Genomic DNA, 23924 nt, shown 5'->3' with positions numbered 1-23924 from the left:
GGGGCGACACACTGAGCTGGGCCTGTGAGGTCCACCCGTTCGGTCTCGAAAGTCGAGGCCGGCTGCTAGACACCTGATGAGGGGAAGTATGAGCGAGAACCGCACCACCGGTGTGCGCCGCGGAGCCCGTGCCGCGGGCGTCGGCGCTGCCGCGGCCGCCGTGGCCTTCGGCCTGCTGTCGACCGGTGCCGCCAATGCCGACACCTTCGTGCCGTTGCCGGACGGCCAGAAGGTCAGCCCTGCGGGCGTAACCATCACCCGCACGGGTGAGCACGCCCTGATCTCGCCGTCGCTGGCCGCCAATGGCGCGGGCCGCGTCGTCTGGGTCTCGGGCTCCGCGATCGCCGAGGTCGCCGACACCCCCGAGGGCGAGGTCGGCCCCTGGAACGGCCCGACCGGCCGTCCCGGTTCCAACAACTCCTCCACGCACGGCACCTCCCAGCTGAACACCGGCTACATCGTCGGTTGCCAGGTGAGCATCGCCGACGACGCCATCGGCGCCGGTGTATCCGGTGGCGTGAGCACCGGCGGCGTGAGCGCCGGCGGTTCGATCGGCGTCAACCTGGGCCCGGGCGAGGTCAAGTTCGTGCAGATCAGCTCGAAGGACATCCAGAAGGCCGGCACCTACGCGATCGATTACCAGGACGCCGAGATCGAGATCCAGGGCTGCGCCGGCTACGCGCAGGCCCGGGCGTACACCGTGGTCGAGATCATCGGCGACCACTACTCGAAGACCACCCTCTACGGCATGCCGTTCAGCATCGGCTGACGTCTTTCGAACTGTACGAATCTTCTTCTCGCTGCGGCGAACTCAATCTTCGAGGGATAAATCCTATGATCAACCGTAAGTTCATGGCGCGGATGGCGGGCGTCAGCGCTGCGGCCACCGTGGCCGTCGGCCTGTTCTCCACGGGCGCGGCCAATGCCGACACCTTCGTTCCGCTGCCTGGCGGACACATCACCAAGGTCCTGTCCGACGGCACCGTCGTCGACATCAGCCTGGTGGGCGAGTCGGCCAACATCAACCCGTCGCTGGGCTCCACCCCGGTCCACCGCAACGCGTGGGTCTCGGGTAGCGCGCAGGTCACCGTCTCCGACGGCGGCAGCGGCAAGATCTTCCCGGGCTACACCGTGGGTTGCCAGGTGAACATCGCCGGCGGCGGTGTCTCCGGCGAGGGCACGGTCGAAAGCGACTGGGAGGGCAACGCTGCCGGTGGCATCGGCACCGGCGGCGAGCTCTCGCTCGGCCCCGGCCAGGCGAAGTCGTTCTACGTGCTCGACATCGAGAAGGCCGACGACTTCGGCAGCGAGTCGCACGGCAAGTCGAACAAGTTCAAGAACGGCAGCGGCTCGGTGACCTGGTCGGACACGACCATCGGCCTGAGCGGCTGCGCCGGCTACGCGCAGGCTCGCGCCTTCGTGAGCGTCGAGGTCGAGACCGACAACGTCATCAGCTGGGTGACCCTGTGGGGTCAGCCGTTCAGCCTGGGCTGATCTGTTCGATTCCCGAACACACACGGGCCGGTCGCTTCCGCGACCGGCCCGTTGTGTTGTGCCCGCACGGTGGCAGGGCTGGACTTTGCCAGGCCGGCTCACTATCTTTGTCTCGAATCGACTGCCCGACAGTCGATATCGCCACGAGTTTCGTGCTTTTCAGCTTCTCGATATACCTCCCGGCTGGGCGTACCTGCCCTGTTGCCAGCGGTGTGGTCTGCGGACCCGCCTGGGCTGGGTCCGGGGCGCAGCACAGATGTCGACCTCGACGGTCGAGGTCGATTTTTGCGTACACCTCGAGGGGAAGTATGAGCGAGAACCGCACCATCCGCGTGCGTCGCGGCGCCTGGAGCGCCGGCGCCGCGGTGGCCGTGACGATCGGCCTGCTGTCGGCCGGTGCTGCCGATGCGGATACCTTCATATCGCTGCCGGACGGTCAGAAGCTCGGCCCCGGCGTCACTCTCACCCGAACCGACGAGCATGCCGTCATCTCCCCGTCGCTGGTAGCCAACGGTGTGGGCCGCGTCGTCTGGGTCTCGGGCAATGCCAGGGCCGATGTGCGGGTCACGCCGGAGGGTGAGGTCGGCCTCTGGAACGGCCCGACCGGCCGTCCCGGCTCCGACAATTCCTCGACGCACGGTGCCTCGCAGCTGAACACGGGCTACATCGTCGGTTGCCAGGTGAGCGTCGGTGACGATGCGCTCCGCGCCGGTCTGCAGGGTCTGGTGACGACGGACGGACCGGGTGTGGCCGGGGCGATCGGTCTCGACCTCGGCCCCGGTGAGGTGGCCTTCGTCCAGATCGGCGCCAAGGACATCCTGAAGCCGGGCGTCTACTCGGTGGAGTACCAGGACACCGAGATCGAGATCCAGGGCTGCGCCGGCTACGCCCAGGCCCGCTCGTACTCGGTGGTCGAGATCATCGGTGACTACTACTCGAAGACCACTCTGTACGGACAACCGTTCAGCATCGGCTGACGGGTTCGGCGCCGAAACAGCCTCCAGCCCACCGAGATCGGGGTGGGTTCTACCGAACCTGCCCCCGATCTCGCTGTGTGCGGAGCTCAGTGCTTGTGCTCGCCGTCGCTTCCGGCCGGTTCTGTCAGCATGCCGTGCTTGCCGCTCGACGTGGTCCCCTGTTGAGCCTGAGCCAGCAGATCCCGGATCTCGATGAGCAGTTCGTTGTCGGAGAGCTGCTCGTCTTCCTTCGAGAACCGCTTCCTCGCCATGGTCGCCGGCAGGATGAGGACGAAGTACAAAATTGCGGCGATCAACAGGAAGTTGACGGCCGCGGTGATGATGGGCCCGATCGCGATGAAGGTGGCCGGTTTGCCGGCGACGAGCTGGACGCCGAGCCCCATCTCGTTGCTCCCGCCGAATACCGCGAGCACCGGGTTGACGATCCCGTCGGTGAACGCGGTGACGATGGCGACGAACGCGGTACCCAAGACGACGGCGACCGCCAGGTCGATCACATTGCCGCGGAGCAGGAAGTCTTTGAAGCCTTTGAGCATGCCGATATCCCCTTCGTCTAGGAGCCGGCCGGAGGCGCTGTGCTCCATGTTCGAATGCTGCGAAACGGTCGTGCTGTGTGTGTGATGCTAACCAGAGCTCTGGCAATTATCTCGCGAACTCTGGCCGGGTGGCACCGACGACCCGTGCCAGGGGCGTCAATGGAAGACGACAGTGAGCGCGGTGCGCAGCGAGGCACCGGCCACCGCGGTGGCGTATTCGGCGTCCAGCGCGACCAGGACCACCCGTTCCGCACCCGAGCGCCGCTCGCCCGTCGCGGTGACGAGCACCACGGCGGCATCGGTGGCGAGGGTGCGTGCCGGCTTCGTCGCGCCGGGGCCGCCCGCGTCCTCGACGCCGACGACGTCCACCCGATCGCCCGCGCGCAACACATCGGCCACCGCCGAATCGGCCAGCCGGATGGGCACGATCCGCGCGTCGGCGCTGCCCGCCGCGGCGGCGGCCAGGCGCGGACCGACCACGCGCAGATCGGTGAAGGTTTCCCCGGCGCGCATCGCACCGGTGAGCGTCGCGCCGAGCAGGGGAGCGGACTCGGTGGCGGAACCCGAAGGCAGCGAACGGGATTCGTGATGGTCGACGCGCAGATCGTCGGCGGTGAGCAGCCTGCCAGGCGCCAGATCGCGGGCCGCGACCACGACGGCGCGCCGGGAATCACCGGGATCGCCGCGGACGAACATGGCCAGCGCGAGCAGGGCCAGGACGGCGGCGGCGAGGCGGCGCGCGAGCAGGGCATCGGCCCACGCCGGGCGGTTACCGAGGGCGAAACGCCAGGAGCTGCCACGTCCCAGATCGGCAAGACTGCGAGTCATGCTCCGAGCCTAGGAGCGGGGCAGCGGGGAACAGCCCCCGAAAGTCCAGGTTGTGGACAACTACGGGGCTGTGGATAACTCCGGGGAGATCAGCTGGCGGCGGCGGGCGCCGAGCTCGTGCTCGACGCGGGGGTGCTGGTGCCGCTGCTGCCGTCCGAGGACGACTTGGCGGGCTCGCTCGCGGTGGACGCGCCACCACGGCTGTCGGTGCGATAGAAACCGCTGCCCTTGAATACGATGCCGACCGAGTTGAACAGCTTCCGCAGCTTCCCCGCACACTGCGGGCATTCCGTCAGTGTGTCGTCGGAGAAGGACTGAACGATGTCGAAGCGGTTGTCACACTGGGTGCACGCGTATGAATAAGTTGGCACAGGATCCTCCGCAAGTCTCGTCGATCTAGCACTCTACCGCCGACACTGCCAACGTTGCGAATCGCCGTTTCATTCCGGCGAAACGGGCAGCTCTCGGCCCAGTTCACGCAGACCGTGGCCGGGCGTCAGCGCCCAGCCCATCCGCCGGTCGTGTGGTTCTTCCGGCAGGCGGTCGACGAGTTCATTATCCCGCACGACGGCGATGAGCCTGGTCCCGTCTCCGACGGCGCCCAAGGTCCGGTCGTAGTAGCCGGCCCCGCGCCCGAGCCGTACCCCGCGCAGATCCACCGCGAGCGCGGGAACCAGGACCGTCGACGCGGTGGCCACCGTGTGCGGCGGCAGGGTTGTGGTCGTCGGTTCCAGCAGCCCGAAGCGGGCCTTGCGCAGGGAATCGGGGCCTTCGTAGCGCGCCCAGCTCAGCGGTCCCGGCTCCCCGGTCACCGGCAGCAACACCGTGGCGTTGCGCACACGCAGCGCGTCGAGCATGCGCAGATCGCCGGGTTCGCCACGCATCGGGACATAGGCGCAGACGACCTCGTCGGCCCCGGCCAGCGGCCCGATCGCGCTCGCGAGCTCGGCCGCTTCGCGTGCGTGCTCGGCTGCCCCGACCAGGGCGCGCTCGGCCAGTATCTGGCTGCGCCACGCATATTTGGTGCGCTCACCGGGCATCTCCACAGCGACCACCCTAAGCTCTTGCCGACGCCGGATCGTCGCGACGGGCGATCGGACGGCACGCTGAATGGATAGGGTATACGCATGACAGACAAGACTTCCGGTTTCCGCACTGCGGTGGTACCCGCGGCCGGACTCGGGACGCGGTTTCTGCCTGCCACCAAGACGGTGCCCAAGGAATTGCTGCCGGTCGTCGACACTCCCGGCATCGAGCTGGTCGCCGCCGAGGCCGCCGATTCCGGTGCCGACCGGCTGGTGATCGTCACCTCGCCGGGCAAGGACGGCGTGGTCGCCCACTTCGTCGAGGACCTGGTGCTGGAGAGCACGCTGGCCGAGCGCGGCAAGTTCGCGCTGCTGGAGAAGGTCCGCAAGGCCCCCGGCCTGCTCGATGTGACCTCGGTCGTCCAGGAGGAGCCGCTCGGCCTCGGGCACGCGGTCGCCCAGGCCGAATCGGTGCTCGACGACGACGAGGACGCCATCGCGGTGCTGCTGCCCGACGATCTGGTCCTGCCGTGCGGCGTGCTGGAGACGATGAGCCGGGTGCGCCGGGAGCGCGGCGGCTCGGTGCTGTGCGCCATCGATGTACCGAAGTCGCAGGTCAGCGCCTACGGCGTGTTCGACGTGGAGGATCTGACCGAGGGCGCCGAGGCCGACGTGCTGCGGGTCAAGGGCATGGTCGAGAAGCCCGAGCTGGCCGATGCGCCGTCGACCCTGGCCGCCGCGGGCCGCTACCTGCTCGACCGCGTGATCTTCGACGCACTGCGCCGGATCGAGCCGGGCGCCGGCGGGGAACTGCAGATCACCGATGCCATCGCCCTGCTGATCGCGGAAGGACACCCGGTCCATGTGGTCGTCCACCGTGGGTCGCGCCACGATTTGGGTAACCCGGGCGGCTATCTTCGAGCTGCTGTCGATTTCGCCCTCGAGCGGGAGGAATATGGTCCGCAACTGCGCGAGTGGCTGAAGTTCCGGCTGAGCCCGGAGTGGGACCCCCAGTCTCCGAACGCGTAAGCGCGGCAAGCGGTAGCACACAGGCAGGCAGTCGCCGATAGACACAGGAGCTCGATGCGCTCGGTTGAGGATCAGCTGATCAAGGTCACCGCGGCCGCGGTCGCACCCAGGCCGGTCCGGGTCGCGATATCCGAGGCCCAGGGTTTGCTGTGCGCGGAAGACGTCGTCACCGAACGCCCGCTGCCCGGCTTCGATCAGGCCGCCATCGACGGTTACGCGGTGCGCAGCGTCGATGTCACCGCCGCGGGCACCGATGTGCGCGACGAGGAGGGCGAGCTGATCGACCTCACCCTGCCGGTGGTCGGTGAGGTGGTGGCCGGTTCGCGTCAGCCGATCCGGTTGCAGCCGCGCCAGACCGTGCGGGTCGACACCGGCGCGCCGCTGCCGACGCTGGCCGACGCGGTGCTTCCGGTAGAATTCACCGACGGCGGCCGCGCCAGGATCAAGGTTTTCGAGCCGGTCCGCTCGGGCGATTACGTCCGCCGGATCGGTGACGACGTGCAGCCCGGTGACGTGGCGGTTCGCGCGGGCACCATCATCGGCGCGGCCCAGGTGGGCCTGCTGGCGGCGGTCGGCCAGGACAAGGTGCTGGTGCATCCGCGGCCGCGGCTGTCGGTGATCTCCATCGGTGGCGAGCTGATCGATATCGATCGCACGCCCGGACCCGGTCAGGTCTACGACGTGAACTCCTACGCGCTGGCCGCGGCCGCGCGCGACGCCGGTGCCGATGTGAACCGGGTCGGCATCGTCAGCGCCGATCCGCGCAGGCTGCGTGATGTGGTCGAGGGGCAGTTGGTGCGCTCGGAGGTCGTCGTGATCGCCGGCGCCGTCGGCGGCTGGGCCTCGGAGCAGGTGCGCGAGGCGCTGGACGGACTCGGTGAGCTCGAGGTCGACCGGGTGGCCATGCATCCGGGCTCGGTGCAGGGTTTCGGCCGGCTCGGCCGCGACGAGGTGCCGACGTTCCTGCTGCCGTCGAATCCGGTGAGCGCCCTGGTGGTCTTCGAGGTGATGGTCCGTCCGCTGATCCGGATCGCGCTGGGCCGCAGGCAGCCGATGCGCCGAATCGTCAACGCCCGCACCATCACTCCGGTCTCCTCGATGCCGGGCCGCAAGGGTTACCTGCGCGCGCAGCTGCTGCGTGACGAGGCGACCGGCGACTACCTGGTGCAGCCGCTCGGCAACGGCAACGGCGGGTCCTCGCATCTGCTGGTGACGCTGGCCGAGGCGAACAGCCTGATCGTCGTCGAACCCGACGACACCGATTTCCGGACCGGTGACGAGGTGCGGGTCGCGTTCTTGGCGCAGCGCGGCTGAACGTGGAGTCGATGAACGTATTCCGGGCAGGCCAGCATCCCGGCTGGCCCGCGCGGCTCGGTCCGGTGGTCGTGGCGGGCGGACAGGTGACCCTGCGGCCGGTGCGCTTTCGCGATGCCGCCGCGTGGAGCCGCATCCGGCTGCGTGACCGCGACCATCTGGAGCGCTGGGAACCGACCGGGCGCGGCAGCTGGGAGGCGCGCAATCACGCGTCGAACTGGCCGTCGCTGTGGACGAGCCTGAAGGCCGAGGCGCGGCGGGGCGCGATGATCCCGCTGGTGATCGAGGTCGACGGGCAGTTCAGCGGGCAGCTGACCATCGGCAATATCGTGCGCGGCGCGCTGCGCTCGGCCTGGATCGGCTACTGGGTGGCCAAGGACCTCGGCGGTCAGGGCGTGGCGACGGCCGCGCTGGCGCTGGGGCTGGATCACTGCTTCGGGCCGGTCGGCCTGCACCGCGTCGAGGCGACGGTGCGGCCGGAGAACCTGGCCAGCCAGGCGGTCTTGCGCAATGTCGGCTTCCGCGAGGAGGGCATGCTGCGCCGCTACCTCGATGTGGACGGCGAATGGCGCGATCACCTGCTGGTGGGCTTGACGGTCGAGGAAGTCATGGGCACGGTGGTGGACCGCCTGGTCAGGGAGGGTCGAGCGGCGCTGCCGTGAAATTTCTGTTACTCATGTGGCAGGTGTGCACGGCGCGCCTGCCCCGCGGGCAGGCGCGCCCGAATTAACCTACGGACGTCGGTAGTGCGTCCACGGATGGACAACACGCAGGCGGGGACGGGAGGTGATGACCGCGATGCCGAATTCGATCCTATGGATCGGACTCGTCGTGCTCTGGGTCTTCGTCCTGTTCCCGATCCTGGCGGACCGGCATCCCCGGATCCGCCGCACCACCGATGCCGCGCTCGCCACGCGCGTGCTGCACCGTGGCGGGGCCGAACGGCGGATCCGCATCGGGGCGGCAGGCGGTCACGAGAGTGACCCCGACTACCGCCCCCGTGTGCTGAGCAAGCGCCCCCACCGTACTGATTCGGAGGATCGGATGACGACATCGGCCGACGAGCCCGTCACCGAAGCTGACGACGAGAAGCTCACCCCCACACCGGAACTCGAAGCTGCGTCCGAGACCGAGGTCGACCTCGGCGACGACGCGGCCGACGACGAGCCCGAAGAGCGCATCGAGACAGCCGATTCCGCGGATGCCGAACTCGATGACGCTGCGGCGGAGCCGGACCCGGACATCGCGGAGGACGACGACGAGGCCGAATCGTCGGGCGCCGCGCGCATTCCGCCCGCGCCGCCCGCCCGCCTCGACGACGTCGCCGAGGACGTCACCGAGGACGACTTCGACGAGGACTTCGTGCCGAGCAGGCGCGGCCGCGGCGGCTACGACCCCGAGGCCGACGCCGTCGCCCGCGCCGCCCGCTACAGCTTCCGGCAGCGCGCGGTCATGGGCCTCATCATCGCCACCATCCTGTTCGCCGCGTTCGGCCTGCTGCTGAACGCGATGTTCTGGTCGGCGTGCGGCCTGTCCACGGCCGTGCTGGTGGGCTACCTGGCCTACCTGCGCAAGCAGGTCCACGTGGAGGAGGAGATCCGCCGCAGGCGCGCGGCCCGCCTCACCCGCGGCAAGCGCCGCGAGGCCACCGCCACTCCCGAGGCCGCGACGACCCGGCGCACGATGGACCGCGACACCGCCCGCGCCCTGCGCCGCCGCTCCACCCTGCTCGACACCGACGACGAGGATCCGATGTTCGAGCACCTGGAAACCTTCGATCCGGCCACCGCACGTGCCCTACGCACCCGGGTCGAGGACCTAGGCCGCGCAGTCGGCGAATAACTGGTCGAACCACGCAGAACAGCAGGTCAGAGTACCGATTCGGTATCCGGGCGCAACGCCTGATACAGTGTCACAGCGCGGTTCACCAGAGCCGCACGGGGCTATAGCGCAGTTGGTAGCGCGTCTCGTTCGCATCGAGAAGGTCAGGGGTTCGATTCCCCTTAGCTCCACTTCACCCGTAGACGGCTCATGCTCATGGAGAGCATGGGCCGTTCTCGTTTCCTCGTGTTTGTGGGGGCGGAACCCCCACAGCCCCATCCGGCGGACCCCCTCCCCAGCTCGCCTGCCGTGCGGGCTCGTTAGCCTGGACGAGGTGGGAGTTGCGGATGCTGGCTGCGGGCCCGATGTGGGATGGGATTTCGCGGGTCCGTCCGCTGCCGCGCCGTCGGGTGCCGCGATCATCGGATATCGCGATGTGGGTGGCGCTGGGTTGGACTTGCGGGTTGCCGCGACGACGGCGGTCGCCGTGGTGATCGAGTTCGGGGGTCGCGAGCTGATTGTCGACGACGCTGGTGGGCGGCAGGCATCGGGCGGTTTCGTCGTGGGACTTCCCATGGCGGCCATGCGCATTCGTAGCAGGCACGCCGCGTGCGTGGAGGTTCGCTTGTCGCCGATCCGGGCGCACTCCCTGTTGGGTATTGCCGCAACCGATCTGGGTCGTGGCGTTGTCCCGGTGGAGGAGCTGTGGGGATCCGAGGTTCGGCGACTGCGGGAGCAACTCGCGGACGCCGGGACCTGGGCGGAACGGTTCGCGCTGACGAAATCGTTTCTGGCACAGTGCGACAGGCCAATGCGAACGCCGGATCCCGAGGTGATCGCCGCCTGGCATCGCATACTCGCCTCCGGTGGCCAGGTGAAGGTCGGCGAGCTCGCCGAATCCCTCGGTTGGAGCCGTAAACGGCTGTGGGCGAGGTTCGAATCCCAGATCGGTCTGACACCCAAGCGGGCGGCGATGCTGGTCCGATTCCGGTGCGCGGTAGGCGGTTTGCTGGCGGGCAGGCCCGCCGCCGACGTCGCCGCGGTGTGTGGGTACACCGATCAGGCTCATCTGTGCCGGGATGTGGCGATCTTCGCGGACCGCACACCGGGGGCGCTGCACGCGGACAATCTGCCTGTCATCGCCCTGGATCGGTACCGGGCCTGGGGAACATTTTTCCAATCCCCGGGGTGACCGACCGGTCGATAGTGGTGTTCATGGAAGCCTCAGCACAAAGTACTGGAGAGCGGTCGGCGGCGATGAGATTGCTGCTGGCTTGCGGTGTCATTGCTCCGCTGCTCAACATTGTTGTCATTCTCGTCCTCGGGGCTGTCCGCCCTGACTACAACGCCTGGGTAGTCCCCGACAGCAACCTCGAGCTGGGGCCTGGTGGGTGGATGCAGATAACCAACTACATCGTGACCGGAGCGCTCCTGCTCGCTTTTGCCATCGGGATGAGGCTGCTGCTGCGCACCGGACGTGGTTCCACCTGGGGGCCGATCCTGCTCGGTATCTATGGCTTCACCTTCGTCGCCATCGGGCCTATCCTTCCCGACCCGTCGCTGGGTTACCCAGCGGGAGCGTCGGAAGCGCTGACCATTCACGGAGCCATTCATAGTCTCTTGGGTCTGGTTCAGTTCACTTCGCTGACTGTGGCTTGCTTCGTGTTGGCACGGCGCGAGGAGGCGCTCGAAAGTCGCGGCTGGTCCCGGTATTCGGTGGCCACCGGCCTGCTGGTCGCCATCTCTTATGTCGCCTTCGTCCTCACCGCCAAATTGGTGGACGGGGGACCGGCAGGGCTCATCGAACGAATGGGGATCATCGCCGGCGGCATCTGGGTTGCCCTGTTGGCGATCCGCCTGATGCGCAGACCGGTCCCACGCGTGTCTGCCGAATGAATGGGGATCAGCCCAGGTGGGCGCTCAGCAGCCAGGCGGGAACCGATTTGCGGCCACTGGGTTCGTCGCGCATGCCCTCGAACCGGAACCCCGGGCCGTCGGCGGTCGGCCCGAAGCCGCCGACCGGCATGTTGCCATGGATTCGCGCCGGCTTGATCTCGTCGATCACCCAGTACTTCTCCACTGCCTCGCGAAGCTCGTCGGCGGTGACCGGCGACGGCCCAGGAACGGGTGCTTCGGGCAAGGCCGCCCGGTCGAACACCAGCGCGAAATACGACGCGCCCGGTGCGGCGGCGCGCACGATCGACTGCTGGTAGCCCGCCCGCGACTCGACCGGTATCGAATGGAACAGCGTGCTGTCGACGATGGTGCCGAAGCGGCCGTCGTAGCCGGTGAAGGAGGTGACATCGGCGACCTCGAAGGAGGCGCCGGCCAGGCCGCGGCGGGTGGCCTCGGTGCGGGCCAGCTCGATCGCGGTCGGCGACAGATCCAATCCCACGGTGGTGTAGCCCCGCTCGGCCAGGTACAGCGAGATCGCTGCCTCCCCGCATCCGACATCGAGGACATCGCCATGGAATTTGCCCTGCTCGATCAGCGCGGCGAGTTCAGGCTGGGGTTCCCCGATACTCCACGGCGGTTTGACGCCCGGCCCGAACGGGCCACCCGTGCCTCGATAGACAGCTTCGAACTCGAAATCATCCGGCACAGTCATAGCTAATGGGTATCAGCGCGCTCGGTGCCTGTCAACGTCCTCGATGGAGCGGGCAGTGGGACCGGTTTTCGAGGGGAGTGCGATAAAATTGATCATGCCGCGGAGTTCCACCTCGGAGTGACCTGCGATGGGCGATCGACCGGCGGGCGATGCAACCGCTGCCTTCGATCCGTTGGCCGATCGGGCAGCGAGCGATGAGTCGCGGCTCGTGGACGTGGTCGAGGCGTTCACGGCAGCATGGGAATCGGCTGAAACGCCACCCGATCCGGCGAAGTTTGCGCTGGCGGGCGACACAGCCCGCCGGGCCTCGCTGATCCGGCTGATCAAGGTCGACCTGAAGTACCGCTGGCTGCGCTACGACCGTCCGAAGCGGCTCGCCGATTACCTGGCACGGTTTCCGGAGCTGCGATCCGGTCCGATGCCCCGGCAATTGCTCTACGAGGAGTTCCACCTTCTGCGTCACGCCGGCGTCCAGGTCGACGTCGACGAGTACGTGCGGGAATACCCCGAGTACGCCGAGCAGCTCGAGGAGATCCTCCGGCCGGGCGAGCGGTACGAAAGCACGCTCACGGAGCGGCCGAGCGTGCCGGTCGCCGGCGAGGAGCTCGAGCCCGGGGACCGGATCGACGACTTCGACCTGCTGCTCGAGCTCGGCCGCGGCGCGTTCGCCAGGGTGTTTCTGGCGCGGCAACGCTCGATGCAGCGGCTGGTGGCGGTGAAGATCTCCGCCGACCACGGCACCGAACCCCAGACCCTCGCCCAGTTGGAACACGAATACATCGTTCGGGTCTACGACCAGCGGGTGCTGCCCGACCGCGCGCTGAAACTCATGTACATGCAGTACCTGCCTGGTGGAACGCTGGCATCGGTGCTGCAACGGGTCCGCGAGACCGCGCCGGAGCAACGCGGTGGACGGCTACTGCTGGACGCCATCGACGAGGCGTTGGCGGAGAAGGGCGAGATGCGTACCTCGAGCGGCGGAGTGCGTGACGAGATCGCCGCTCTGTCGTGGCCGGAGACGGTGGCCTGGCTCGGACGTCGGCTCGCCGAGGCGCTGGACTACGCCGAGCGGCGGGGTGTGCTGCACCGCGACGTCAAGCCGGCGAACGTCCTGCTCTCCGCTGACGGTCTGCCGAAGCTGGCCGATTTCAACATCAGCTTCAGCGACCACCTCGCTGGCAGCAGTCCGGTGGCGTACTTCGGCGGGTCCCTCGCCTACATGTCGCCCGAGCACCTCGAAGCGAGCCACCCGGCGCTGCCCGGCACGGTCGACGACCTCGACACGCGCAGCGACATCTACGCCCTCGGCGTCGTGCTGTGGGAGTTGCTGACCGGGCGACGACCGTTTCCCCGGATCGAGTCGAAGGATTCCCAAGCGTACGTCGAACAGCTGATCGAGCTGCGGCGCCGCCCGATCGCGCAGGAATTCCTGGACGACCTCCCCGCCGACTGCCCGGCCTCGCTACGCCGAGTGCTGCTGACCTGCCTGTCGCCGCGGCGGGAGGATCGATGGGCGCACGGTGCGGAGCTGGCCCAGCAATTCGAGCTGTGCCTCGACCCTCGGGCACGCGATCTGGTGGATGCGCCGCCGCGCAGCCACCGGCCGAGCGGGCCGCTGTGGCCGATACCGATTCTCGCGCTGGCGATCGCAGTACCGAACGTGGTGGCCGCCGGGTACAACTACTACTACAACAAGACTTTGATCGTCAGCAAACTCACGACCGAGGCTCAGCAGTCCTTCAACTATGTCGCGGGGGTGCTGTATCCGCTCGCCATTGCGGTCGCCGCGATACTGATGCTGTACGTTTCGCGCCGCCTCATCCTGGTACTCATAGGCCTGCGCCTCGGATGGAACTTTCTCGATGCGACTTTCACCCGTGCGCGTATCGACGCGCTACGGCTCGGCAACCGGGTGGCGGGGATCGCCTTCGGGTTCTGGGTTCTCGGCGGCCTGGTCTTCCCGGTGCTGCTGAATCTGATCGCCGGGGACGTTCCGCGCGGCACGTACGCGCATTTCCTGCTGTCGGTCGTCGTGTGCGGCGCCATCGCGGTGGCGTATCCGTACTTCGCGATCACCTGGTACGTGGTGCGGCGCCTGTATCCCATTTTCCTGGTGCGCGGGCGATCCGACACCGCCGATGTCGACCACCTCCGTAAGCTCGCCGGGCGCACCGGTTTCTACCTCACCGTGGCAGCCGCGATACCGCTGATCGGCGTCACCGGTATCACCTTCCTGCCAGGGACAGAGATCGAATCTGTTGTCTGGGCGGTCCGCATACTGGGTGTCGGCGGCATCATCGGCTTCGTGCTCGTCTATTTGCTGTTCGACGTCATCGAGAAGGATCTCCAGGCGCTCGAACGCGTTGCCGGCATCCAGGTGACTATTCAGTGAGCGGCGTCAGCGCTTGTCGTGCCCGCGTTGTTCGGCTCGGTGGGTGAGGGCGTCGACGATGCGTTGCCAGGACGGGGAGGCTTCGGAGATTCGGGACGAGATCAGTGCGCGGGTCGTCTTCCTGCCGGTGTCTCGTTCGTGGGCGATTTCCCAGGCGTCCAGATCGTCGATGAGCTGGTCCAGGCGTGGATCGTGGGGGTCCCAGCCGACGGAGTGGTCGACGGCTACGTAGAGGCGAGTGGTCTCGGGGTCGTCGAACTCGGCGTTCTTCTCGCGGATGCGCTGGGGTACGGCGTCCGGGTCCAGTGCTTGCAGCAGGATCCAGGAGTCGCGTTCGAGCAGTACCCGTTGTTCGCCGATCCCGAGACCGCGCATGCGGTTCAGGATCGCGACGACATCGGGTGGCAGGACGAGACTTTCGCCGCCGGCCAAGGCTGCGATCCGGCCGCGGTATTCGGTGAGCTGGTCGATCTTGCGCTGGAGTTCGGCGTCGATATCGGTGATGGCCGCGGCGAATTCGGTGGGTTGGGCGTGCAGCAGCGCGTCGATTCGGGCCAGGGGGACACCGGCGTCGGCGAGGGTTCGGATCCGGATGAGATCGACTGCGGCTTGCGCGCGGTAGCGGCGGTAGCCGGAGGCGTCGCGTTCGGGCTCGGGGAGCAGGCCGACGTGGTGGTAGTGGCGGACGGTACGCACGGTCACGCCCGCGGTCGCCGCGAGCCGGCCGATCGTGAGCACCGTCCTCCTCGGGTCTACGCCGAACATGATCGCGTCGAGTCTAGGCGCGCGCGGCTCGGTCGACGACATCGCGAATCGCCTGGACCACGGCATCGGGACGGTCGAAGCAGAGCCGGTGGTGCACGGTGTCGGCGAGGACGCGGTGCTCCCCGTGCGTGAACCCGCGCATCAGGGCCGCGTCCATTCGCCGCCGGCCGTCGTGCAACTGGCGCAGTGTCTCCGGTGACTGGGTGGGATCGGGGCCCATCGCGCTGAGCGCGATCACGGGGACATCAGGAAGGCCCGGTCCGGCGTGCAGTTCGGCGGCCGGTGCGGTCAGATTGCTGCGCTCGGCGATGCCGACGCGGGTCCATTCGTCGCTCTCCTTGGCCTCGACCAGCGATCGCCGGATGTGCTCCGGGTAGGCCGCGAGCAACTCGGTGTGCATCGCGCGCAGGGCAGGGCGCAGCTGTGCGAGCTGCTCCGGATCGGTGCCCATCCGCTCGGCCGCGGCCAGCCGCATCGCGGGCGGCATGAAGTCGTCCCAGTCGCGGTGCAGGCCGTCGATCCAGACCAGTCCGGCCACGTCGTGCGGGTACAGCTGCGCGAACCGGTGTGCGTAGAAGCCGCCGAGCGAGTGCGGCGCGAGAACATAGGGGCCGGGGATGTGCTGGGCGCGCAGCAGTTCGCGCAGTTCGGTGGCGACCGCGGCGGCGGTGCGCGGCAGCGGGAGGGCGTCGCTGTAGCCGGTGCCGCCGCGGTCGTACACCACGGCGGTGGTGAACTGTGAAACCTGCTGCTGGACACCGAAGTAGTCCAGACCGACCGCGCTCGCGCCCGGCAGGAACACCACGGCAGGCCCGCCGCTGCCCGAGCGGTACACGAAGATGCGGTGGCCGCCGACTTCCTGGAACCCGCCGATCGGCGCAGCAGGCCGAGCCTGGGGAGTGCTGTTGTTCGTCATGCGACAACCCTGCAACCTTGACGTACGGTCAATGTCAAGATCTTTCAAATGAAAGGCTCGTTTTGCAATTCACGCGCTGACTTTATCAATTCGGGGCAATTATAGATGCCGCGCGCAATGTATCGCCGATATCACTTGTTTACCCGGCCGAGCCCGGTCTAATCACAGCGAACCGCTATTGGTGTGCGGTGTATTTGCGGACCCTGTCGGCAGCCACTAACGTTTGTAAAACTGAATCCGAGCAGGATCTCGGGCGCTCGCGCTCATCAAGTTCGCTGCCGGGGAGGAATCGGTTCACCAGCGAACAGAGCGTGACGCCACCGCGGGGTGGGGCGTCGAACGTGTCTGTCGGAAAGCGTCAGGGGCAGTTCATGACAGCGGTCGTCGCGGTTCGCGCCGCGCCCGAAAACATTCCGGAAACCGACCCGTCGTTCGCTTTTCGCGGCGTCGCGCTGATCGCTTCGATCGCCGCGATAGCGCTGACCGTGACGGCGGGAAGGTACGAATTCTTCGGTGACGAGCTCTATTTCCTTTCCGCCGGACGACGGCTCGACTACACCTACGCGGATCAGGGTGTAGTGGTGCCCCTGTTCGCCTGGATCGCGGACCAGCTCGCACCGGGATCGGTGACGGCACTGCGGTTCCCCGCGGTCGTGATGGGCGTCGGTGCGATCGTGGTGGCGGCGTTGATCGCCTACGAGCTCAGGGGCAGCCACCGTGTCCAGCTGCTCGCCGCGGGCACCTATGCGACGTCCTATCTCGTGGCCACCCAGGTCGTGTTGAGCACGTTCTCCTTCGACGCCACCCTCACGGCCGTGATCACCTGGCTGTTCATCCGCTGGGTTCGTACCCGCCAGGACTGGCTGCTCGTCGTAGCGGGACTGGTAGCCGCCGTGGACATGCAGGTGAAATGGATGATCCCGATCGTCTGGGCGTGCCTCGGCCTGGCCGTCATCCTGTGCGGTCCCCGGGAAATCCTGCGTCGCCCCGCGCTGTGGGTATCGACCGGCATCCTCGCCTCGTCCGTGATCCCGATTCTCTACTGGCAGTCGCACAACAACTGGCCACAGCTGGCCATGGGCCCGATCATCGGCGCGGAGCAGGATGCCACGGGCTACGGTCCGCCGGGGTTCATTCCGCAGTGGCTCGGCTTGGCCGGTTTCCTGGGCGCATTGCTGATCGCCGTCGGATTCTGGGCTGTGTTCAAACAACAGTCACTGCGTCCGTATCGCTTTATCGCGGTCGCGCTGGTGATCATGACCACATTTGTCATCATCACGCACGGTCGGCCCTATTATCCGACGGGCTTTTTTCCCGCCATGTTCGCCATCGGCGCCGTCGGCCTGTGGCAGTACGATCGGAAACGGTGGATGAACCTGGCGTTGATTCCGATCGCCGGGCTCTCGGTGCTGACGTTCATCGCCATGATTACCGTCACGCCCCTGCCGCCCAGTTGGCGTACCCCGGCCGAGAACGCCATCGACCTCGGCATCCGGTCGGCGTTTTGGGGAACCACCAATTGGTCGGACATGGTGTCCGCCATCGATACCGGGTACAACACTCTGCCGCCGGCGGAAAAGGCGAACGCTGTCATCATGGCCCAGGGTTACTGGCAGGCGGGCGCTGTCGAGCAGTTCGGCGGGCAGTACGACCTGCCTGCCACCTACAGTCCGAGCCGGGGCTTCGGCTTCTTCGGCCCGCCACCCGACTCGGCGACCTCGGTGATCTATGTCGGATTGGATACTGCCGAGCCCGAATTGCGATCCCGCTTCGCCGAGGTGGAGCGCGTGGTGCACCTCGATGATCCCATGGGGATCCCCGGCATCGACCGCATGGTCGCCGTCTGGCGATGCACAGGGCCGAAGCAGCCGTGGTCGATCATGTGGGACTCCATGACCACGCTCTACTTCGATCTGGGCCTCTGGCATGACCCTCGGGCCACTACTCGACCCACGCACTGAGGCTCAGAACACCAGGCCGCGCAGGGCCAGGAAGCGCAGACCGCCCGCCGCCGCCATGACGGCGAGCACGGCGCCGGCCTGCGCGAGCCGGCCGAGGCCCGGTGCCAGGGACTCGAGGCCGGCCAGCGCCGCGGTGCTGACCAGCAGGCCGATCAGCGCCAGCCCGCCACCCTCCCACTGCGCGGTGAACCAGCCGACCCGGCCGGCCGCGCGGAAGGTGAGCTGCCGGTGCAGTTCGTTCGCGATCACCGTGCTGACGATCGAGCCGATCGTATTGGCGGCCAGCGGGCCGAACCCGTCGCAAGCCAGGAACAACAGCACATAGGCGATATTGCTGGCGCCGCCGACCAGCGCGAACCGGATCAGCTGTGCGACAGCGTGATCGCCGCGCAGAAACCGCCGCACGCGGGCGAGTCGATCCGGCCATTCCGCGCGCAGCATCGGGTCGAGGGCGGGACCGAAGGCCGGATCGGCGAATGCTGTGCTGTTCACACGAAACACTGTCGGCGGCCGCGCTGACGTCGGCCTGACACACCACTGGCACGGCGGTGTCAGGGCGGTGTCAGCCCGGTATCAGTCGCACCGGCGACGGTAGTCCCCATGAACAGCACAGCAATTGCGGCCTCCGGGCTGCGGAAGTCTTACGGGGACAAGACGATCCTCGACGGCATAGACCTCACTGTCGGTGCGGGCACGATCTTCGCGCTGCTCGGTCCGAACGGTGCGGGCAAGACGACGACGGTGAACGTACTGACCACGTTGTCGAAGGCCGACGGCGGAACGGCCCGCGTGGCAGGCCACGACCTGGATACCGAGACCAAAGCGGTGCGCGCGGCGATCGGGGTCACCGGCCAGTTCGCGGCGGTCGACGATCTGCTGACCGGCGAGGAGAACCTGAGGCTGATGGCGGATCTGCACCGTCTGCGCGGCACGGCGGGCAAGCGGGTGGTCACCGAACTGCTGGACCGATTCGACCTGGTGGAGTCGGCGCGCAAGCCGGCGTCGTCCTACTCCGGCGGTATGCGCCGGAAACTGGATCTGGCGATGACGCTGGTCACCAGGCCGGAGATCGTCTTCCTGGACGAGCCGACCACCGGCCTGGATCCCCGCAGCAGACGAACCATGTGGGAGATCGTGCGGGAGTTGACCGCTGACGGCGTGACGATCTTCCTCACCACCCAGTACCTCGAGGAAGCCGATCAGCTGGCCGACCGGATCGCGGTCCTCGACCAGGGCCGCATCGTCGCCGAAGGCACCGCCGATGAGCTCAAGCGCCGGGTCCCCGGCAGTCACATCCAGCTGCGGTTCACCGACGCCACGGAACTGGCGGCGGCGGCGCGGATCCTGCCCGGCTCCACCACCGACGACGAGGCACTGGCTCTCAGCGTCCCGGGCGACGGCGGCTCGAAATCCCTGCGGGCCCTGCTGGATCGGCTCGCCGCCCACTCGATCGAGGCCGACCAGGTCTCCATCCACACCCCTGATCTCGATGATGTCTTTCTTGCCCTGACCGGGCACGCCACCACGGAGGCCGAAGCACGATGAGCACTCTTTCCGTATCCGATGCCCTGTTCGACGCATCGGTCATGTTGCGCCGCAACTTCACCCACATCGCCCGTACCCCGGTCACCATCTTCAACGCGGCGCTGATGCCCGTGGTGATGATGCTGATCTTCGTGTACGTGTTCGGCGACGCGTTCGACGTCGGCGAGAACTACATCGACTACGCGGTGCCCGGCATGCTCATGCTGGCCATCAGTTATGGCCTGTCCGGCACCGCGGTCTCGGTGAGCTCCGACATGACCAAGGGCGTCATCAACCGGTTCAAGGTCATGGATGTCTCCCGGGGCGCGGTGCTGACCGGCCACGTCGTGGCCAGCATCCTGACCAATGTGGTGGCCATCACCGCCGTTCTCGGTGTCGGTTTCGCGCTGGGATTCCGTTCCCCGGCGACCGCGCTGCACTGGCTCGGCGCGATCGGCGTCATGGTGGCGACGGCCTTCGCCGCCGCCTGGCTCACCGTCGCGCTCGGCATGGCCGCCAAGACCCCGGAAGCGGCGGGAATGTCGGTGGTGCCGTTGATCATGCTGCCCTTCGTGAGCAGCGCGATCGTCCCCGCCGAGAAGATGGGGCCCGGCGTCCGGCAGTTCGCGCAGTACCAGCCTTTCACGCCGATCATCGAATCCCTGCGCGGATTCCTCGCCGGTACCCCGTCCGGCGGCTACACCGCCGCGGCGCTGGCCTGGTGCGCCGGGTTCGCCGTCGTCGGATACCTGTGGTCGCGTGCCACGTTCAGCAAGCGAGCGTGAGTGCGACCAGGTCCGGCCTGCTCGCCAGCGCACCCTCCCGCATCGCCTCGGTGAATCCCACGTCACCGAGGCGATGTCGTGCTGTCTGCTCGATTCTGGCCACATCCGGCTGGGAACGATCGGGCAGCCCGCGCGTCGCGGTACTCGCCGCGAGCAGCCGCGCGGCCTGTTCGTACTGTTCCGCGCGGAGCGCCAGATCCGCTATGCCGACGAGCACCTGGGCCATCAGGGGAGCGTGGCCTGCCGCGGACGCCGCCTGGAAGGCTGAAGTGTGTTGTGCGCGAGCCTCATCGAGTTCCTCGGCGAGGTAGCCGAGCAGGACGTGCACCATCGCACTGACATTCGGATGTTCGGCATCGCGGCCGAGCAGCGTGCGCGCGAGGTCGATCTGGCGGTGCGCCAGCTCGGTGTCACCGCGCCAGCGGGCCAGTTCAGCACGCGCCAAGGCGATTTCGGCCAGTGCGGTCGGCCAGCCGGTCCGGTCCGCGCAGCGCTGCGCTTCGGCCAGGGCGGCGGCACTCGCCTCGGCATCGTCGAGCAGCCAGTACAGCTGAGCCTGCCGTGCGCGCATCCCGACCACGTCCTCGATCGCGCCGACCTCGGTGACCACCGCGATCGCCTGCTCGTACAGGTCACACGCAGCGGCGAATTCGCCGCGCAGGGCGGTGCGGTTCGCCAGTTCGGTCAGCGCGAACGATATCCCCCAGCGCTCGCCGAGGGCACGGAACTCGGTGAGCGCCTGTTCGAGATACTCGTCCGCCTCCGGCCCGTCGTGGCCGAGCACGGTGCGCAGCTTGCCCAATTGCAGCCGCGCCAGGGCCCGCGCCCAGGGGTCGTCGTCGGTGAGCACCGCTTCGAAGGCGGGCAGATATTCGTCCGGGCCGCCCAGCATGCGTTCCAGTGCGGCGGTGAAACGCAGCGACGGATGGCTGCCCCGGCTGTCCCGGCCGACGCGGTACGCCCGGTGGATCCATTCCGCCACCTGGTGTTCGTCATTGCGTCCCGAGGTTCCGAAATGCACGACCAGCCCGTACACCGTGGCCCTGGTCTCGTCGTCGACCTCACCGGGCACCTCGGCGGCCGCGATGACCAGCTCGGATCCCTCGGCCTTGTACCCGCCCAGCCACCAGTACCAGCCCGCTGCCGCCGCGAGTCCCATCGCCCCGGCCGCGTCATCGGACGCGAGCGCGCCACGCATCGCGGTCGCGATGTTGTCGTGCTCGGCGTCGAGGACGGCGAGCCACTCCAATTGCTCGGCGCGGCGCAGGTGCGGCTCCGCGGTGGCGGCCAGGCCGGTGAAGTACGCCAGATGCGCCCGGCGCGCCGAATCCGCGTCTCCCGCCTCGGCGAGCCGGTCGGCAGCGTACTGCTTGATCGTCTCGAGCATGCGGTAGCGCGGGACCTCGTCCTCGGTGACGAGCAGCAGGGACTTCTCGGTCAGGGCGGTGAGCAGCTCGAGCACCTCCCACTGCTCGACCGCGGCGTGCCCCGCGCAGACCTGTTCGGCCGCTTCCAGACTCGCGCCGCCGGAGAACACCGCGAGCCGGCACAGGACCATCTTCTCGGCGTCGGTGAGCAGTTCCCAGCTCCAGTCGACCACCGCCCGCAATGTCCGGTGCTGCGGGATCGCGGTGCGGCTGCCGCCGGTCAGCAGCCGGAACCGATCGTCGAGGCGGTGCGCGAGCTGATCGAGAGACATGGTGCGCAATCTGGCCGCGGCCAGTTCGATCGCCAGCGGTATCCCGTCGAGCGCCCGGCAGACTCGCGCCATGGTGGCCAGGGTGCCCGCATCGGTCGCGAGATCCTTGCGCACCGCGCCCGCCCGGTCCCGTAGCAGCGCGACGGCGGGGGAGGTCTCGATCTCGCGGGCGTCCGCGTCGTCGGCGGGCAAGGTCAGCGGCTCGACCTGCCACAGCGCCTCGCCGGTGATGCCGAGCGGTTCCCTGCTCGTCGCGAGGATCCGCAGTCGCGTGCACTCGCCGAGTATCCGGTGGGCGAAGGCCGCCGCGGACTCGATCACATGCTCACAGTTGTCCAGGATCAGCAGCGTCTCGCGGTCGCGGATCGCCGCGATCAGCCGCTCCATCGGGTCGGCGTTCGGGGCGTCGCCGAGCAGCGCGTCCCGGAGTCCGAGCGCGGCGAAGGCCGATTGCGCCAGGTCGCCACTGCCGTCGGTGGCGGCCAGTTCCACCAGCCAGGCGCCGTCCGGCAGATCGCCGAGCATGGTGCGCGCGGTTTCCACGGCCAGCCGGGTCTTGCCCGATCCGCCGGGTCCGGTCACGGTGGTGAGCCGGTGTGCCGCAATGAGTTCGCGGACCGCGGCGATGTCGGCGCGCTTGCCGACGAAGCTGGTCAACTCGGCGCGCAGGTTCGTCGTGCGTTCCGCCGGTCGTGCTCCCACCTCGCCGCGCAACAGGGCGACATGCAAGGCGGACAGCTCCGGTGACGGGTCGACGCCCAGTTCGTCGGCGAGTGCCTCCCGGGCGCGCTGGTACACGATCAGTGCCTCCGCGCCACGGCCCGCGGCGCCCAGCGCCCGCATCAGCGCGGCCACGAGCCGTTCCCGCACCGGATGCCGGGTCACCAGTTCGGTCAGCTCGGCGACCACCTCGGGGCCACGGCCCAGCCGGAGCTCGGCTTCGTAGCGATCCTCCATGGCGGCCAGGCGCAGACCGTCGAACCGGGTGATCACCACGTCGAAGGCCGTGCTGTCGCCGATGTCCTGCAACAGCGCACCGCGCCACAGGTCGAGGGCTTCGCGCAACAGCCGCGCCTGCTGCGCGTCGTCGCCGCCGCGGGCCTGGTCGAGAAGGTGTTCGAACCGGACGGCGTCGACCGCGCGTGGTTCCACCGCCAGCCGGTATCCGCCCGCCTGCACCTCGATGGCGCCGTCGGGCAGTGCCCTGCGCAAGCGGGAGACCAGTGCTTGCAGGGCGTTCGCCGCGTCGGCGGGCGGCTGCTCGTCCCAGATCCAGTCGACGAGTTTCGATTTCGGGACCGCGCGGCCTGGTTCGAGTGCCAGGGCGATCAACAGCGCCCGCAACCGAGCGCCCGGTACCTCTATCGATCCACCGTCCTCTGTTCGGATCTCCAGCGGTCCAAGCATCCCGATCTGCACCCGGCCCATTGTGCCCCGGGCGTCGACGGGTGGCGCGACCCGCGGTGGATATGCGCTTGCGCAGGCCGGACTTCGTGTCAGTGGGTGCGTCAGGTCGGTGTCAGGTCGGTGTCAGCGGCGCTCGCGACAGTAGTCGCATCAACAACGCAGCAGCACCCACCGAGGAGATCCTGATGTACACGTTCCAGACCCCCGCGCCGATCGCCGTCACCGTCGATGTCCTCTCCGCCGGCGTCACCGTCATCGCGTCCGACCGCACCGACACCGTCGTCGAGGTCAAGCCCGCCGATGCGGCCAAGAAGGCCGACGTGCGCGCCGCCGAGCAGACCAAGGTCGAGTTCGGCGACGGCACCCTGACCGTGACGGCATCGAAGAACTGGCGCACCCACACCCCGTTCGGCGGCAACCCGTCGATCGAGGTGACCATCGAGGTGCCGACCGGCTCGCAGCTGACGGGCACCGCCGGAGTGGGTCACCTGCTCGGCGCCGGTGAACTCGGCCGATGCGACCTGTCGGTCTCGCTCGGCGACATCACTGTGGAGCGTCCGCAGGGGTCGGTGACCGCGAAGACCGCCAAGGGCAACATCCGCATCGGTGAGGCGTCTCGCGGTGAACTCCGGCTGGAGACCTCCTCGGGCGAGCTGGAGGTCGGGATCAGCCCCGCCAGCGCGGTCCGGCTGGAAACCAACACCACGCTCGGCACCGTGCAGAACCTGATGGAACCGGTCGCCTCGGCGCACAGCGGGGCCGACACCGTGCAGGTGTTCGCGCGCAATGCCCTCGGCAACATCACCATTCGGCACACCGCCGCCGCCTAGTTACCGCGCACCA

The 23924-nt window shown here is 68.1% G+C and carries 23 protein-coding genes and 1 tRNA gene; 15 read left to right on the top strand and 9 right to left on the bottom strand.

The features are described 5' to 3' along the window. The first annotated feature begins 88 nt into the window (after window positions 1-88). The 3 genes from ACFVAV_RS02055 to ACFVAV_RS02045 all read left to right on the top strand — a co-directional run bounded on the left by ACFVAV_RS02055 (window position 89) and on the right by ACFVAV_RS02045 (window position 2471). Window positions 89-769 (top strand): MspA family porin, encoded by a 681-nt coding sequence (locus ACFVAV_RS02055; protein ID WP_189025887.1) that lies wholly within the window; start codon window positions 89-91, stop codon window positions 767-769. A gap of 65 nt (window positions 770-834) precedes the next feature. Further along, complete coding sequence (locus ACFVAV_RS02050) at window positions 835-1494, top strand: MspA family porin (RefSeq protein ID WP_379028573.1); 660 nt, start codon at window positions 835-837, stop codon at window positions 1492-1494. Window positions 1495-1802: 308 nt separating this feature from the next. Beyond that, entirely contained in the window at window positions 1803-2471 is a 669-nt protein-coding gene (locus tag ACFVAV_RS02045) for an MspA family porin (protein ID WP_379028571.1), read from the top strand. Between the two features lie 86 nt (window positions 2472-2557). Here the strand turns inward: ACFVAV_RS02045 and mscL are convergent, their stop codons facing one another. From mscL to ACFVAV_RS02025, 4 genes are all read right to left on the bottom strand, one after another. Continuing rightward, window positions 2558-3007 carry a large conductance mechanosensitive channel protein MscL gene (gene mscL / locus ACFVAV_RS02040; RefSeq protein WP_379029912.1) on the bottom strand — a complete coding sequence of 150 codons (450 nt, stop codon included), beginning with the start codon at window positions 3005-3007 and terminating at the stop codon, window positions 2558-2560. A gap of 156 nt (window positions 3008-3163) precedes the next feature. Continuing rightward, window positions 3164-3835 (bottom strand): SAF domain-containing protein, encoded by a 672-nt coding sequence (locus ACFVAV_RS02035; protein ID WP_379028569.1) that lies wholly within the window; start codon window positions 3833-3835, stop codon window positions 3164-3166. A gap of 89 nt (window positions 3836-3924) precedes the next feature. Further along, window positions 3925-4206 (bottom strand): FmdB family zinc ribbon protein, encoded by a 282-nt coding sequence (locus ACFVAV_RS02030; RefSeq protein WP_379028567.1) that lies wholly within the window; start codon window positions 4204-4206, stop codon window positions 3925-3927. A 69-nt stretch (window positions 4207-4275) separates the two neighbouring features. Beyond that, window positions 4276-4875, bottom strand: coding sequence for a 5-formyltetrahydrofolate cyclo-ligase (locus ACFVAV_RS02025; RefSeq protein WP_379029910.1), 600 nt, complete (start codon window positions 4873-4875; stop codon window positions 4276-4278). Window positions 4876-4962: 87 nt separating this feature from the next. Between ACFVAV_RS02025 and ACFVAV_RS02020 the strand changes: the two genes are divergently transcribed. The 7 genes from ACFVAV_RS02020 (at window position 4963) to ACFVAV_RS01990 (ending at window position 10920) form a co-directional block, all read left to right on the top strand. Continuing rightward, window positions 4963-5889, top strand: a complete 927-nt coding sequence (locus tag ACFVAV_RS02020; RefSeq protein ID WP_378848863.1) for a UTP--glucose-1-phosphate uridylyltransferase — start codon at window positions 4963-4965, stop codon at window positions 5887-5889. 54 nt (window positions 5890-5943) lie between these two features. After that, a complete protein-coding gene (gene glp, locus ACFVAV_RS02015; RefSeq protein ID WP_379028565.1) occupies window positions 5944-7203 on the top strand; it encodes a gephyrin-like molybdotransferase Glp in 1260 nt (419 codons plus the stop codon). Window positions 7204-7214: 11 nt separating this feature from the next. After that, complete coding sequence (locus tag ACFVAV_RS02010; RefSeq protein WP_379028563.1) at window positions 7215-7865, top strand: GNAT family N-acetyltransferase; 651 nt, start codon at window positions 7215-7217, stop codon at window positions 7863-7865. A gap of 136 nt (window positions 7866-8001) precedes the next feature. Then, on the top strand, window positions 8002-9045 hold the full coding sequence (glpR, locus tag ACFVAV_RS02005; protein WP_379028561.1) for a gephyrin-like molybdotransferase receptor GlpR: 1044 nt from the start codon (window positions 8002-8004) through the stop codon (window positions 9043-9045). 97 nt (window positions 9046-9142) lie between these two features. Further along, window positions 9143-9215, top strand: a tRNA-Ala gene (locus ACFVAV_RS02000). Window positions 9216-9835: 620 nt separating this feature from the next. Further along, window positions 9836-10216 carry a helix-turn-helix domain-containing protein gene (locus ACFVAV_RS01995; RefSeq protein WP_379028560.1) on the top strand — a complete coding sequence of 127 codons (381 nt, stop codon included), beginning with the start codon at window positions 9836-9838 and terminating at the stop codon, window positions 10214-10216. Next, window positions 10213-10920: a DUF998 domain-containing protein gene (locus tag ACFVAV_RS01990; RefSeq protein WP_379028558.1), complete on the top strand. Its 708-nt coding sequence runs from the start codon at window positions 10213-10215 to the stop codon at window positions 10918-10920. The genes ACFVAV_RS01995 and ACFVAV_RS01990 overlap by 4 nt, the downstream gene beginning before the upstream one ends. A gap of 7 nt (window positions 10921-10927) precedes the next feature. Here ACFVAV_RS01990 and ACFVAV_RS01985 read toward each other — a convergent pair whose 3' ends face one another. Continuing rightward, a complete protein-coding gene (locus tag ACFVAV_RS01985; protein ID WP_379028556.1) occupies window positions 10928-11632 on the bottom strand; it encodes a class I SAM-dependent methyltransferase in 705 nt (234 codons plus the stop codon). Between the two features lie 127 nt (window positions 11633-11759). Between ACFVAV_RS01985 and ACFVAV_RS01980 the strand changes: the two genes are divergently transcribed. Continuing rightward, entirely contained in the window at window positions 11760-14024 is a 2265-nt protein-coding gene (locus ACFVAV_RS01980; protein WP_379028554.1) for a serine/threonine-protein kinase, read from the top strand. Between the two features lie 6 nt (window positions 14025-14030). Here ACFVAV_RS01980 and ACFVAV_RS01975 read toward each other — a convergent pair whose 3' ends face one another. Beyond that, entirely contained in the window at window positions 14031-14762 is a 732-nt protein-coding gene (locus ACFVAV_RS01975; protein ID WP_379028552.1) for a MerR family transcriptional regulator, read from the bottom strand. A 40-nt stretch (window positions 14763-14802) separates the two neighbouring features. Further along, window positions 14803-15705, bottom strand: a complete 903-nt coding sequence (locus ACFVAV_RS01970; RefSeq protein ID WP_379028550.1) for an alpha/beta fold hydrolase — start codon at window positions 15703-15705, stop codon at window positions 14803-14805. A 188-nt stretch (window positions 15706-15893) separates the two neighbouring features. On the opposite strand from ACFVAV_RS01970, the gene ACFVAV_RS01965 reads away from it, so the two are divergent. Further along, a complete protein-coding gene (locus ACFVAV_RS01965) occupies window positions 15894-17666 on the top strand; it encodes an ArnT family glycosyltransferase (RefSeq protein WP_379028548.1) in 1773 nt (590 codons plus the stop codon). A gap of 3 nt (window positions 17667-17669) precedes the next feature. Here the strand turns inward: ACFVAV_RS01965 and ACFVAV_RS01960 are convergent, their stop codons facing one another. Beyond that, window positions 17670-18107, bottom strand: a complete 438-nt coding sequence (locus ACFVAV_RS01960) for a GtrA family protein (protein WP_379029907.1) — start codon at window positions 18105-18107, stop codon at window positions 17670-17672. A 159-nt stretch (window positions 18108-18266) separates the two neighbouring features. On the opposite strand from ACFVAV_RS01960, the gene ACFVAV_RS01955 reads away from it, so the two are divergent. Both ACFVAV_RS01955 and ACFVAV_RS01950 read left to right on the top strand, forming a co-directional pair. Further along, window positions 18267-19211: an ATP-binding cassette domain-containing protein gene (locus ACFVAV_RS01955; RefSeq protein ID WP_379028547.1), complete on the top strand. Its 945-nt coding sequence runs from the start codon at window positions 18267-18269 to the stop codon at window positions 19209-19211. Next, window positions 19208-19975 (top strand): ABC transporter permease, encoded by a 768-nt coding sequence (locus tag ACFVAV_RS01950; protein ID WP_379028545.1) that lies wholly within the window; start codon window positions 19208-19210, stop codon window positions 19973-19975. Before ACFVAV_RS01955 ends, ACFVAV_RS01950 begins: the two co-directional genes overlap by 4 nt. Here the strand turns inward: ACFVAV_RS01950 and ACFVAV_RS01945 are convergent. Beyond that, a complete protein-coding gene (locus ACFVAV_RS01945) occupies window positions 19959-23102 on the bottom strand; it encodes a BTAD domain-containing putative transcriptional regulator (protein ID WP_379028543.1) in 3144 nt (1047 codons plus the stop codon). The two genes, ACFVAV_RS01950 and ACFVAV_RS01945, sit on opposite strands and share 17 nt — an antisense overlap. Window positions 23103-23266: 164 nt before the next feature. On the opposite strand from ACFVAV_RS01945, the gene ACFVAV_RS01940 reads away from it, so the two are divergent. Continuing rightward, entirely contained in the window at window positions 23267-23911 is a 645-nt protein-coding gene (locus tag ACFVAV_RS01940) for a DUF4097 family beta strand repeat-containing protein (protein WP_379028541.1), read from the top strand. Window positions 23912-23924: the final 13 nt, after the last annotated feature.

Source organism: Nocardia sp. NPDC057663 (assembly GCF_042799895.1).
In the GTDB taxonomy this organism is placed as follows: Bacteria; Actinomycetota; Actinomycetes; order Mycobacteriales; family Mycobacteriaceae; genus Nocardia.
The sequence above is the reverse complement of the archived record's forward strand: the minus strand, read 5'-3'. Positions and strand labels throughout refer to the sequence as shown.